The following is a 12,329-nucleotide window of genomic DNA, read 5'->3' on the forward strand; positions in this document are numbered from 1 at the left end:
GCAGCCAGCGTCCCGCCGCCCGACAGCGCGGGCGCGGGACGGCCGGTCATCAGTGCTGCAGGATCTTGGCGAGGAATTGCTGAGCGCGGTCGGAGCGCGCGCTGACATCGCCGAAGAACTCTTCCTTGGGGCAGTCTTCGACGATCTGTCCCTGGTCCATGAAGATCACCCGGTTGGCAACCTTGCGCGCGAAGCCCATCTCGTGGGTCACGCACATCATGGTCATGCCTTCGTGGGCCAGTTGCACCATCACGTCGAGCACTTCGTTGACCATTTCCGGGTCGAGCGCCGAAGTCGGCTCGTCGAACAGCATGACCACCGGATCCATCGCCAGCGCACGGGCGATCGCCACACGCTGCTGCTGGCCACCGGACAGCTGGCCAGGGTGCTTGTGGGCGTGGGCCGACAGGCCGACGCGTTCGAGCAGTTGCAGGCCCTTTTTCGTGGCCTCTTCCTTGCTGCGGCCCAGCACCTTGATCTGCGCGATGGTCAGGTTTTCGGTGATGGTCAGGTGCGGAAAACAGCTCGAAATGCTGGAACACCATGCCCACCCGCGAGCGCAGCTTGGGCAGGTTGGTCTTGGGGTCGGCGATGGAGGTGCCGTCGACCACGATGTCGCCCTTCTGGAAAGGCTCCAGGGCATTCACGCACTTGATCAGGGTCGATTTGCCCGAACCCGAGGGCCCGCACACCACGACCACTTCGCCTTTCTTGACCTCGGTGCTGCAATCGGTGAGCACCTGGAAGTCGCCATACCACTTGTTGATGTTCTTGATGGAGATCATACGGCTAACCTTTTTTGCAGACGCTTGACCAGAAGGGAGGCGCTGAAACTGATGACGAAGTACACCACGCCGGCGAAGATCAGGAACTCGTTGGCCCGACCGATGATGTCGCCGCTGGCACGCGCCGAGTTGAGAAAGTCCACCAGGCCGACGGTGTAGACCAGCGAGGTGTCCTGGAACAGGATGATGCTTTGCTGCAACAGCAGCGGGGTCATCTTGCGAAACGCCTGGGGCAGGATGATCAGGCGCATGGTCTGACCGTAGTTCATGCCCAGCGCTTGCGCGGCGCCCATCTGGCCCTTGGAAATGGACTGCACACCGGCGCGCACGATTTCACAGAAGTACGCGGCCTCGAACATCATGAAGGCCACGAGGCACGAGGTGAAGGCGCCCACCGGCGTGTCTTCGCCGGTGATCCAGCGCAGCACGAAAGGAACCGCCAGGTAGAACCAGGTGATCACCAGCAGCAGCGGAATGGAGCGGAAGTAGTTGACGTAGGCGCCGGCGAAGCGCGACATCAGCTTGTTCGACGACAGGCGCATCAGGGCCAGCACGGTGCCCAGCGCAATGCCGCCGATGACGCCCAGCACCATCAGCTGCAAGGTCATGACCATGCCGTTCCACATGCCCGGCAGGGCTGGAATGATTCCACTGAAGTCCATCATTTACCTCCCAGGGAGATCAGCCCAGGCACGGCGAGCTTGCGCTCGAACACCCGCATCAACAGCATCAGGCTCATGTTCAGGGTGAAGTAGATCAGCGTGGCCAGGGTAAAGGCCTCGAACAGGTTGGCCGAGAACTCCGCGGTCTGCTTGGTTTGCGCCAGCAGCTCCATCAGACCGATCAACGAGGCCACCGACGAGTTCTTGAACACGTTGAGGAACTCGGAGGTGAGCGGCGGAATGATGATGCGGTAGGCCTGGGGCAGCAGCACGTTCCAGTAGATCTGCGACAGGCTGAAACCCATCGCTCGGGCGGCCGATTCCTGGCCGCGCGGCAGCGCCTGGATACCGGTACGCACCTGCTCGCAGACCCGTGCGGCGGTGAACAGGCCCAGGCAGACCACCACGCTCAGGAACGCCGAGGTGGTCGGATTCAGGTCCTGCTTGTACCACTCCTGCATCCCTTCGGGCAGCAGGTCGGGTACCAGGAAATACCAGATGAACAGCTGCACCAGCAGCGGTACGTTGCGGAACAGCTCGACGTAGCAGGTCGCGATACCCGAGACCCAGCGGCTCGGCACGGTGCGCATGACACCCAGTACCGAGCCCAGCAGCAGGGCGATGATCCAGGCGACCACGGCGATGGCGATGGTCCAGCCCAGGCCAGAGATGTACCAATCCAGGTAGATCTCGCTGCCGACGCCAGTGGACTTGAAGAAGACGCTCCAGTCCCAGTTGTAATTCATGGGGAATACCCCTCGGAAATTGATTCACGGGCACAGGCTTTCACCCGAACGCCGGGCGGCGTTCGGGTGAAATCAGGGTGGTGCTTACGACTTCTTGTCGGGAGCCGGCTTGTCGTTGGGGTTGGCGATCAGCGCCTTGAGCTCGTCGCTCATGGGGAAGCCCAGGTTCAGGCCTTTTGGCGGGATCGGCTGGTCGAACCACTTGTCGTAGATGCCGTTGATGTCGCCCGAGGCGAAGGTTGCCTTGATGGCATCGTCGACGGCTTTCTTGAACGGATCATCGCCCTTGCGCACCATGCAGCCGTAGATTTCATAGGACTGCGGGGTACCGGTGACTTCCCAGTCGGTCGGCTTCTTGGCCTTGGCCATTTCGCCGGCGAGCAGGGCGTCGTCCATCATGAAGGCGACGGCGCGGCCCGATTCGAGCATCTGGAAGGACTCGCCGTGGTCTTTCGCCGAGACGATGTTCATGCCCATCTGCTTGTCGGCGTTCATCGACTTGAGGATGCGCTCGGAGGTGGTACCAGCGGTGGTGACGACGTTCTTGCCTTTCAGGTCGTCGAAATCCTTGTAGGCCGACTCTTTCTTGCTCAGCAGACGGGTGCCGATCTCGAAGATGCCGACGGAGAAATCCACCTGCTGAGCGCGTTCGGCGTTGTTGGTGGTGGAACCGCATTCCAGGTCGATGGTGCCGTTCTGCACCAGCGGGATACGGGTCTGCGAGGTCACCAGGTTGTACTTGACCTTCAGGTCCGGCATGTCGAGGTCTTTCTTCAGGGCCTCGACCACCTTGAGCTGGATGTCGTGAGAATAGCCGACCGGCTTGCCGGACGCATCGGCAATGTACGAGAAGGGGATGGAGGCGTCGCGGTGACCGAGGGTGATGGTGCCCGAATCCTTGATTTTCTTCAGGGTGCCGGTGAGTTCGGCGGCCAATGCTGGAGTACTGATCAGAGCGGCGGCAATGGCGGCGCTCAGGAGTTTTGGAACGATGCGCATCAGTGAATCCTCGACTTTGTTTTTTTTATCGAGCCCGCAGGCCCTCGGGGTACGGCGAACTCCGGCGGCTGGTATGCGCCGGTTTCGTTGAAGAGTGTAGAGCATGAGTCATGCCAAGGCGGGGGAAGTGGCTCAGAGCCAGGTCGGCTGGGGCGGGCAGCACTTTTGAGGAGGGAGAGGGATAAGAGGATCGTTCGGGAATCCGAATATCCAAGGGTGCCATGGACGGATTTCCGAGTCGCTGCAAGCATTCACGAGCAGAGGGCTCGCCGCCCGCCCCGCTCCCACATGCACCGCGGTCCTTGTGGGAGCGGGTTCTACCCGCGAAGAGGCCCTTGGATCAAACCCTCAGAACCGCGGCTTCACCGCCTTCCAATCAGGCTTGTACCGAGCCATCTGCCGCACGTCGTCCCGTGAACGAATCCCGCAGCGCAGGAACTGCTCATGGAGCATGCCCAACTGGTCGCGATCCAGCTCCAGACCCAACCCAGGGGTCTTGTTGATCGTCACGCAGCCATCGACGATCGACAGCTTGCCGCCCTTGATCACCTCTTCGTCCGGCTCCTGCCACGGATAATGGGTGTCGCAGGCATAGTCCAGATTCGGCACCGACGCGGCCACATGCGCCATGGCCATCAAGCTGATACCCAGGTGCGAGTTCGAGTGCATCGACACCCCCAGTCCCCAGGTCTGGCACATGCTCGCCAGTACCTGGGTATCGCGCAGCCCGCCCCAGTAATGGTGATCGGCGAGCACGATCTGCACACTGTTGCGCTCGACACTGCGGCGGAATTCGGCGAAGTCGGTCACCACCATGTTGGTCGCCAGCGGCAGCCCGGTGCGTTTGTGCAACTGGGCCATGTCGTCCAGGCCGGGGCAGGGGTCCTCGTAGTACTGCAGGCTGTCGCCCAGCAATTCGGCCATCCTGATCGACGTCTCCAGCGACCAGTTGCCGTTGGGGTCGATGCGCAAGGGATGGTCGGGAAAAGCCTTCTTCAGCGCCAGAATGCAAGCCACTTCACGCTCGGGTTCCAAGGTCCCGGCCTTGAGCTTGATGCTCTTGAAACCGTACTGCTCGATCATGCGCCTGGCCTGGGCCACGATCTGCTCCTCGTTCAACGCCTCGCCCCAGTTGTCCGCAGAGTAGGGCGAGTCGACGTGCTCGGCGTACTTGAAGAACAGGTAGGCGCTGAAGGGCACTTCATGGCGCACCGCACCGCCGAGCAGGTCGACCAGTGGCCGATTCAGCGACCGCGCCTGAAGATCGAGCAGCGCCACTTCGAAGGCCGAGTAGGCATTGGTCACGGCCTTGCTGGCATGTGAACCGGGTGCCAGTTCGGCGCCGCTCACGCTGGCCGGCTTGTGCCGGGCCACGGTGCTGGCGACGATCTGGCGCAGGCCGTTGAGGTTGAACGGGTCCAGGCCCGGCAGTTGATCCTTGATGGCCATCTGAATAGCCAGGGCTGGGGCATCGCCGTAGCTTTCACCCAGGCCGACGTAGCCGTTGTCGCTCTCCACCTCGATGATCGAGCGCAAGGCATAGGGTTCGTGGATACCGCTGGCGTTGAGCAATGGCGGGTCGCGGAAGGCGATGGGGGTGACGGTGACACGTTTGATCTTCACAAGGTTCTCCTCGGGGTGCAGGCCCGCCAGCGCGGACCGTTCCTTTTTAGTACACGGCGGTCAGTACACGGCGGTCAGTGCGCGGCGGCAGGTTGCAGTGGCTTGTCATCGGGCTTCTGCCCGCGAGGCCGGGTGCGGGCGAAGAACACCACGATCGCGGCCAGCACCGAGGTCGCGGCCAGGCCGTACAGGCCGCCCTGGATCGAGCCGGTCTTCTCTTCCAGAAAGCCGAACACGGTGGGCGCGACGAAGCCGCCCAGGTTGCCCACCGAGTTGATCAGCGCCAGGACGGCGGCAGCGATCCGGGCGTCCAGATAGGCCTGCGGGATAGGCCAGAACAGCGCCGATGCCGCCTTGAACCCCACTGCAGCGAAGCAGATGGCGACGAAGGCGAACACCGGGCCGCCATAGGTCGACATGAACATACCCCCGGCCGCGATGATCAGCGTCGTCGCCACCCACGCCTGCTGATGCTTGAAGCGGGCGGCGAGGGCTGCGAAGCCATACATGGCGGCAATCGAGATGATCCAGGGGATGGAGTTGAACAGCCCCACTTCGAAGTCCGAGACGTTGCCCATTTTCTTGATCATGCTCGGCAGCCAGAAGGTGGCGCCATAGATGGTCAGCGCCACCGAAAAGAAGATGAAGCAGAACACCAGGATCTGGGTGTCGGCGAGCAGCTTGAAGATCGACGGCTTGACCACATGCTCGGCTTCACGGGCGCGCTGTTCCTCGGCGATCACCCCGCTCAGGGTCGTTTGCTCGGCAGGGGTGAGCCACTTGGCCTCATGGATGTGCGATTGCAGCCAGTAGTAGACGAACCCGCACAGCGCCACCGATGCACCGCCTTCGATCAGGAACATCCACTGCCAGCCATGCAGGCCCAGCCCGGTCACGCTCAGCAGGGCGCCGGTGATGGGGCCGGAAATGATCGAGGCGATCGCCGAGCCGCTGAGGAAGATCGCCATGGCCTTGCCGCGTTCGCTGGCAGGCAACCACTGGGTGAAGTAATAGAGCACGCCGGGATAGAAGCCTGCCTCGGTGACGCCGAGCAGGAAGCGCATGACATAAAAACTGGTCTCGCCCTGAACGAAGGCCATGCCCATGGCCACCAGGCCCCAGGTGAACATGATCCGGGTCAGCCAGGCACGGGCGCCGAAACGTTGCAGAAGCATGTTGGAGGGCACTTCGAACAGTGCGTAGCCAACGAAGAACAGACCAGCGCCCAGACCATAGGCCGCAGCGCCGATGCCCAGGTCGGTTTCCATGTGGGTGCGGACGAAACCGATGTTCACCCGGTCGATGTAGTTGACGATGAACATCACGACGAACAGCGGAAGCACGTGCCGCTTGACCTTGGCCACTGCGCTGGCGAGCACGCTGGGGTCGACGGCACCGGATTGAACGTTCAAGGGCGACACTCCGATCGTTGTTTTTTTTGGAGGGCTCGATCATGGACTTGGGGTATTGTTTCAGTCCAATTCAAGTTGGCACTTGATTGATACCGAGGTTGAATCAATGTTCGAACTCAGCCAGCTCCGTTGCTTCACCACCGTGGCCACGGAACTCAACTTCCGTCGGGCCGCCGAGCGCCTCAACATGACGCAGCCGCCGTTGAGTCGGCAGATCCAGCTGCTGGAACATCACCTGGGCGTCGAGCTGTTTACCCGCAGCACGCGCAGCGTGGCGCTGACGGCGGCGGGTCGGGCCTTTTTCATCGAGGCGCAGAATCTGCTGGAGCGTGCCCAGCAGGCTGCGGTGTCGGCACGTCGCTTCGCCGATGGCGACATCGGCTCGGTGAACATCGCCTTCGTCGGCAGTGCGGTGTACGAATTCCTGCCCAAGGTCATCGCCGAAGCGCGGCTCAAGCAGCCTCAGGTGAAGATCGATCTTTCCGAAATGAACACCTACCAGCAGCACGAGGCCTTGCGTGCCCGGCGTATCGATCTGGGCATCGCCCGCGCGCCGTTGCTCGACAGTGGTTACCTTACCGAATGCCTGGTGCGCGAACCATTCGTGCTGGCAACGCCGGCCACCCATCGGCTGGCCAATGCAGCCCAGGTACGTGTGCAGGATCTGGACGGCGAACCCTTCCTGATGTACTCGCACGCCGCCTATCCACCGTTCAACGAATTGCTCACCGGCATGCTGCGTTCGGCTCAGGTGACCCCGCAATACGTGCAGTGGCTGGGTTCGTCGCTGACCATCCTGGCGCTGGTCAACGCTGGCATGGGAGTGGCGTTGGTGCCGCGCTGCGCCACCAGCGTGGTCTTCAAGAATGTGGTGTTCCGCGATATCGATCTGGGGGAGGGTGTGCAGAGCGAACTGCACCTGATCTGGCGCGAGAGCAATGACAATCCAGCGTTCGCCATGCTGCTTGAGGCAATCAAGGGCGCAGCCAAGGATGGGTGGGGCGGAGAAAATAACTGATCAAAAAATGATCAGAATTCGCTGAGCCTTGCGGCCTGTGGCCTGCAGCGTGTTCTCCCAAGCTTATCCACAGGCAGGTGCACGCCGAATGTGTACAACCCCTTGAAACTGCTCGTTTTTTAAGCGAAGGCCGGAAACGCTGGCGGGCTGTGGCCTGCAGGGTATTGCACCCAGCTTATGCACAGCCTCATGCAGCTTTTTCTTGGATAACCCAACGGGGTGATTCAACAGCCTCCCAAGCGCAGATAAGCTTGGGAGGTTAAGTACCTATCAGCGGTTTTTCGCGTCCTTGGCATCCATTTCGGCGTTGCGTTCGTGCACCTTCTTGAGTTGCTCGTCGGTCAACGGCAGTTTCTGCGCGCTTTGCTTGAGCACCAGCAATCCACCGACGATCGAGCCGATGGCCACCAACAAGATCAACCAGGCATACCAGGGCATGAGGACACTCCTTGAACGGTGCGCCGAAGATGCGCGGCGCTTGTAGAGATTGGAGCGACAGGGTGTCGCAGTGGTTCCATCATAGCCCGTTCCGGCCTTGGGGCGATGCCACCCGATGTTGGCGTGGACGCGCGCCTGAGCCGGCAAAATCCGCTACAATGCGCGCCGATTTCGACCCGCCTTCAGAGAGCCCGCCATGTCCGCCTGCCAGACTCCCATCATCGTCGCCCTGGATTACCCGACCCGCGAGGCGGCTCTGAAGCTGGCCGATCAGCTGGATCCCGCGTTGTGCCGGGTCAAGGTGGGCAAGGAACTGTTCACCAGCAGCGCGTCGGGCATCGTCGAAACCTTGAATGACAAGGGCTTCGAGGTATTCCTGGACTTGAAATTCCACGACATCCCCAACACCACTGCCATGGCCGTCAAGGCTGCGGCGGAAATGGGTGTCTGGATGGTCAACGTGCATTGCTCGGGCGGCCTGCGCATGATGGCGGCGTGTCGCGAAGTGCTGGAACAGCGCTCCGGTACCAAGCCGTTGCTGATCGGCGTGACCGTGCTGACCAGCATGGAGCGCGAAGACCTCGCTGCCATCGGCCTGGACATCGAACCACAGGAGCAGGTGCTGCGTCTCGCGGCGCTGGCGCAGAAGGCCGGCATGGACGGTCTGGTCTGCTCGGCACTGGAAGCCCAGGCCTTGAAGGCTGCGCATCCCGCTCTGCAGCTGGTCACTCCCGGCATTCGCCCGGCGGGCAGTGCCCAGGATGACCAGCGCCGTATCCTGACTCCGCGCCAGGCGCTGGACGCCGGCTCCGACTACCTGGTGATCGGCCGTCCGATCAGCCAGGCCGCCGATCCTGCCCAGGCGCTGGCCGATGTCGTGGCGCAGATCAACGCCTGATCAGGCCTGCTTGGGCTGACCGTTGGAGGCGTGCAGCCCGCCGTCGACGGGTAGATTCACACCGTTGACGAAACGCGCGTCGTGGCTGGCCAGGAAGGCGATGACGTCCGCCACCTCTTGTGCTTCGGCAGCGCGACCCATGGGAATGCGCTCGGCGAATTTGTCCATCAGGGCCTTGTCGTCGGCCATGCCCGCTGTCAGCTCGCTCTTGGTCAGGGCAGGGCATACGGCATTCACGCGTACACCCTGGCCGCCGTATTCAAGCGCCAGGGCGCGGGTGAAGTTCGTGACCGCACCCTTGGCGGCGTTATAGAAGCTCATGCCCCAGTCGCCGCCCAAGCCCGATACCGACGACACGTTGATGATGCTACCGCCGCTCTTGAGCAAATGCGGCATGGCGGCGCGGCAACCGTAAAACACACCGTCCACGTCGATCGACATCACGCTGCGCCAGTCGTCCAGCGAGGCCTCGGTCAAGGCGCCCGATGGTGCCACACCAGCGTTGTTGACCAGCACGTCCAGTTGGCCGAAATGCTCGACTGCACGCTTGACCAACTGCTGCACGTCTTCCCACTTCGAAACATCGGCGCTGACGACCAGACTCTGGCCAGGCCCGATGCCCTTGGCTACGGTTTCCAATTTTTCAGCGTTGCGCCCCACCAACACGACGCGTGCACCTTCCTTGGCGAAGCGCAGCGCGGTGGCCGCGCCAATGCCGGAGCCCGCGCCGGTGACGATCACGACTTTGTCCTGGAAACGATTCATGCCTGTGTCCTCTGTGATGTGGAGTTACAGGTGTGAAAGCGTCGCCGCAGGTGCGGTTCATTCGGCTTGATGACAATCCTTTAATGATGCTTCAGGCGTCAGGCCTTGCGCGCATTGAGGATGAGCAGCGTCAAGACCCCGGCGATGATGCCCCAGAACGCCGAGCCCACCGAGAACAGCGTCAGCCCTGACGCGGTCACCATGAACGTGACCAAGGCCGCTTCGCGCTCCTTGGGCTCGCTCATGGCTTGAGTCAGGCCGTTGATGATCGAGCCGAACAGCGCTAACGCTGCGATCGACAGCACCAGCTCCTTGGGCAGTGCGGCAAACAGCGCAGCCAGCGTGGCGCCGAAGGTGCCGGCAATGGCGTAGAACACACCGCACCAGACCGCCGCGGTGTAGCGCTTGGCCGGATCTTCGTGAGCCTGTGGGCCGGTGCAGATGGCTGCACTGATGGCAGCCAGATTGACGCCGTGGGAACCGAATGGCGCCATCAGCACCGAGGCGATGCCGGTCACCGAAATCAACGGTGAGGCCGCCACCTGGTAACCGTCGGCGCGCAGTACGGCGATACCGGGCATGTTCTGCGAGGTCATGGCAACCACGAACAGCGGAATGCCGATGCTGATGGTCGCGGCCAGGGAGAAGGACGGGGTGGTCCACTGCGGTTGGGCGACTTGCAGGCTGAAATGGCTGAAGTCGAGCAGGCCGAGCAGCCCGGACACCAGCGTACCGATGACCAGCGCTGCCAGCACCGCATAGCGTGGCGACAGGCGCTTCACGATCAGGTAGGTGAAGAACATGCACAGCACCAGGGCGGTGCGGTGTTGCGCGGCGACGAAGATTTCGCTGCCGATCTTGAACAGGATGCCGGCCAGCAGCGCGGCGGCCAGCGATGCCGGCAGGCGCTTGAGCAGGCGCTCGAAACTGCCGGTCAGGCCACAGATCGTGACCAGCACCGCACAGGTGATGAACGCGCCGATGGCTTCGGCATAATTGACGCCGCCCAGGCTGGTGATCAGCAGGGCCGCACCCGGCGTCGACCAGGCCACCGTGATGGGCGTGCGGTAACGCAGGGAAAGGCCGATGCTGCACACTGCCATGCCGATCGACAGGGCCCAGATCCAGGAGGATATCTGCGCGGTGGTCAAGCCCGCAGCCTGACCCGCCTGGAACATCAGCACCAGGGAGCTGGTGTAGCCGGTCATCATGGCGATGAAGCCGGCCACCACCGCAGAGGGGGCAGTGTCGGCCAGCGGGCGCAGTGGGGCAGAGGTGATGGGGTTGGGCATGGCGGTCGGATCCTTGTCCTGAACAGCGTCGGTCAAGGGTAAGCCAAGGTGTCCGGCCAGCAGCGGTACAGCGGCGCGATCAATCGACGATACAGCTGGGCGACAGCGATCAGGCTGCCGCGAAGCGCTCGTTCAGGTAATCGATGATCACCTTGGAATCGTACATCCAGGTGACCTTGCCGGCCTCCTCGATGCGCAGGCACGGGACCTTGATCTTGCCGCCTTCGGCCAGCAGGGTTTCCCGAGCCACGCTGTCGTTCTTGGCATCGCGCAGGTTCGCCGGCACGTTGAGCTTGTGCAGGGTGCGGCGGGTCTTCACGCAGAATGGGCAGGCGTGGAACTGATAGAGCGTCAGCCCGCTGGCTGCGCGGTCCACCTCGGCCTGGGCCTCGGCGGTGCGCTTGCGCCGCGGTGGACGGGTGAGCAGGTCGCCCGCCACGATTACCTGGCCCAGTCCGATACGCAAGGCTTTCATCAACATGTGGCAGTCCTCGAGATTGGGGTACGGCTTATTTGATCAGGCTGAGAAACTCGCTGCGGGTCGCCGCGTTGTCACGGAACTCGCCCAGCATCACCGAGGTGATCATCGAGGAATTCTGCTTCTCGACACCGCGCATCATCATGCACATGTGCTTGGCTTCGATGACCACCGCGACACCCAGCGCGCCGGTGACCTGCTGCACTGCATCGGCGATCTGCCGGCCCAGGTTCTCCTGGATCTGCAGGCGGCGGGCGTACATGTCGACGATCCGCGCGACCTTGGACAGCCCCAGCACCTTGCCATTGGGAATATAGGCGACATGGGCGCGCCCTATGAACGGCAACAGGTGATGCTCGCACAACGAATACAGCTCGATATCCCGGACCATCACCATCTCGCTCGCATCGGAGCTGAACAGGGCACCATTGGTGACCTCGTCGAGGGTCTGCTCGTACCCGCGGCACAGGTACTTCATGGCTTTGGCAGCGCGTTTGGGCGTGTCGAGCAGGCCTTCGCGGGTGACGTCCTCGCCCAGCTGGCCAAGGATCTCGGTGTAGTTCTGTTCCAGGGACATGATCAAACCTGTGGGGAAATATTTCGCAGACGCGAAGGGTACGGCTCCGCTCGCACGGGTGCAAGCGAAGCGTTATTCGTCACGCCCTTCGAGCATGGTGCGCTTGAGCATCACGTAAACCGCGCCGGCGCCGCCGTGGCGGGGCTGGCAGGAGGTGAAGCCGAGCACCTGCGGGTGCTGGCGCAGCCAGGTGTTGACGTGGCTCTTGATCATCGGCCGCTTGCCGTCCAGGCGCACGGCCTTGCCGTGGGTCACGCGTACGCAGCGGATTTCGAACCGGGTGGCTTCGGCGAGGAACGCCCAGAGGGTTTCGCGAGCCTTTTCCACGGTCATGCCGTGCAGGTCCAGGCTGCCTTCGAAGGGAATCTGGCCGACCTTGAGCTTGCGCATCTGGCTTTCCTGCACACCATCACGGGCCCAGTGCAGGTCGTCCTCGGGGCCGACGTCGATGACGAACTGATCGGACAGGCCGTCGACGGTCGTGACGTTGGTCCCCACCGTCGCAGCCTGACGCAGCGCTTGCAGCTTGGCCTTGTCGGCCTTGGGCTTGCCGGTGTCGGCACGGTCGTGCCGGATCGGCTTGACGCCGCGCATCTGGTCCTTGAACAGGGAAAATTCGTCGTCTTGCATGAAGGC

The 12,329-nt window shown here is 62.5% G+C and carries 13 protein-coding genes and 1 pseudogene; 2 read left to right on the forward strand and 12 right to left on the reverse strand.

Annotation, left to right across the window (positions count from 1 at the left end):
- Window positions 1-49 precede the first annotated feature (49 nt).
- The 6 genes and pseudogenes from ABMD26_RS17725 to ABMD26_RS17750 form a co-directional block, all read right to left on the reverse strand.
- Window positions 50-785: pseudogene (locus tag ABMD26_RS17725) on the reverse strand (amino acid ABC transporter ATP-binding protein).
- The gene (locus ABMD26_RS17730) at window positions 782-1,450 is read right to left on the reverse strand and encodes an amino acid ABC transporter permease (protein WP_167649349.1); all 669 of its coding nucleotides are present in this window, start codon (window positions 1,448-1,450) and stop codon (window positions 782-784) included. Before ABMD26_RS17730 ends, ABMD26_RS17725 begins: the two are co-directional and overlap by 4 nt.
- Window positions 1,447-2,193 carry an amino acid ABC transporter permease gene (locus ABMD26_RS17735; protein WP_049862143.1) on the reverse strand — a complete coding sequence of 249 codons (747 nt, stop codon included), beginning with the start codon at window positions 2,191-2,193 and terminating at the stop codon, window positions 1,447-1,449. Before ABMD26_RS17735 ends, ABMD26_RS17730 begins: the two co-directional genes overlap by 4 nt.
- An 84-nt stretch (window positions 2,194-2,277) precedes the next feature.
- Window positions 2,278-3,192 (reverse strand): glutamate/aspartate ABC transporter substrate-binding protein, encoded by a 915-nt coding sequence (locus tag ABMD26_RS17740; RefSeq protein WP_354310980.1) that lies wholly within the window; start codon window positions 3,190-3,192, stop codon window positions 2,278-2,280.
- A gap of 348 nt (window positions 3,193-3,540) precedes the next feature.
- On the reverse strand, window positions 3,541-4,815 hold the full coding sequence (locus ABMD26_RS17745) for a glucarate dehydratase family protein (RefSeq protein ID WP_354310982.1): 1,275 nt from the start codon (window positions 4,813-4,815) through the stop codon (window positions 3,541-3,543).
- A gap of 74 nt (window positions 4,816-4,889) precedes the next feature.
- The gene (locus ABMD26_RS17750) at window positions 4,890-6,194 is read right to left on the reverse strand and encodes an MFS transporter (protein WP_177327981.1); all 1,305 of its coding nucleotides are present in this window, start codon (window positions 6,192-6,194) and stop codon (window positions 4,890-4,892) included.
- 139 nt (window positions 6,195-6,333) lie between these two features.
- On the opposite strand from ABMD26_RS17750, the gene ABMD26_RS17755 reads away from it, so the two are divergent.
- Window positions 6,334-7,245, forward strand: coding sequence for a LysR family transcriptional regulator (locus ABMD26_RS17755; RefSeq protein WP_354310984.1), 912 nt, complete (start codon window positions 6,334-6,336; stop codon window positions 7,243-7,245).
- 270 nt (window positions 7,246-7,515) lie between these two features.
- On the opposite strand, the gene ABMD26_RS17760 is transcribed toward ABMD26_RS17755, so the two are convergent.
- Window positions 7,516-7,683 carry a DUF2897 family protein gene (locus ABMD26_RS17760; protein ID WP_354310987.1) on the reverse strand — a complete coding sequence of 56 codons (168 nt, stop codon included), beginning with the start codon at window positions 7,681-7,683 and terminating at the stop codon, window positions 7,516-7,518.
- A gap of 196 nt (window positions 7,684-7,879) precedes the next feature.
- Between ABMD26_RS17760 and pyrF the strand changes: the two genes are divergently transcribed.
- Complete coding sequence (gene pyrF, locus ABMD26_RS17765) at window positions 7,880-8,581, forward strand: orotidine-5'-phosphate decarboxylase (RefSeq protein ID WP_354310989.1); 702 nt, start codon at window positions 7,880-7,882, stop codon at window positions 8,579-8,581.
- Here the strand turns inward: pyrF and budC are convergent, their stop codons facing one another.
- The 5 genes from budC to ABMD26_RS17790 form a co-directional block, all read right to left on the reverse strand.
- Window positions 8,582-9,346 (reverse strand): meso-2,3-butanediol dehydrogenase, encoded by a 765-nt coding sequence (gene budC / locus ABMD26_RS17770; RefSeq protein WP_122743659.1) that lies wholly within the window; start codon window positions 9,344-9,346, stop codon window positions 8,582-8,584.
- A 98-nt stretch (window positions 9,347-9,444) separates the two neighbouring features.
- Complete coding sequence (locus ABMD26_RS17775) at window positions 9,445-10,638, reverse strand: benzoate/H(+) symporter BenE family transporter (protein ID WP_134723344.1); 1,194 nt, start codon at window positions 10,636-10,638, stop codon at window positions 9,445-9,447.
- Window positions 10,639-10,747: 109 nt separating this feature from the next.
- Window positions 10,748-11,119 (reverse strand): glutaredoxin family protein, encoded by a 372-nt coding sequence (locus ABMD26_RS17780; RefSeq protein WP_122743657.1) that lies wholly within the window; start codon window positions 11,117-11,119, stop codon window positions 10,748-10,750.
- Window positions 11,120-11,147: 28 nt separating this feature from the next.
- Window positions 11,148-11,693, reverse strand: coding sequence for a GTP cyclohydrolase I FolE (folE, locus tag ABMD26_RS17785; RefSeq protein WP_043185450.1), 546 nt, complete (start codon window positions 11,691-11,693; stop codon window positions 11,148-11,150).
- A 72-nt stretch (window positions 11,694-11,765) separates the two neighbouring features.
- Window positions 11,766-12,323 (reverse strand): Smr/MutS family protein, encoded by a 558-nt coding sequence (locus ABMD26_RS17790; protein ID WP_049862134.1) that lies wholly within the window; start codon window positions 12,321-12,323, stop codon window positions 11,766-11,768.
- Window positions 12,324-12,329: the final 6 nt, after the last annotated feature.

The sequence above is a fragment of the Pseudomonas sp. PvP001 genome, assembly GCF_040546375.1.
Classification (GTDB): domain Bacteria; phylum Pseudomonadota; class Gammaproteobacteria; order Pseudomonadales; family Pseudomonadaceae; genus Aquipseudomonas; species Aquipseudomonas coleopterorum.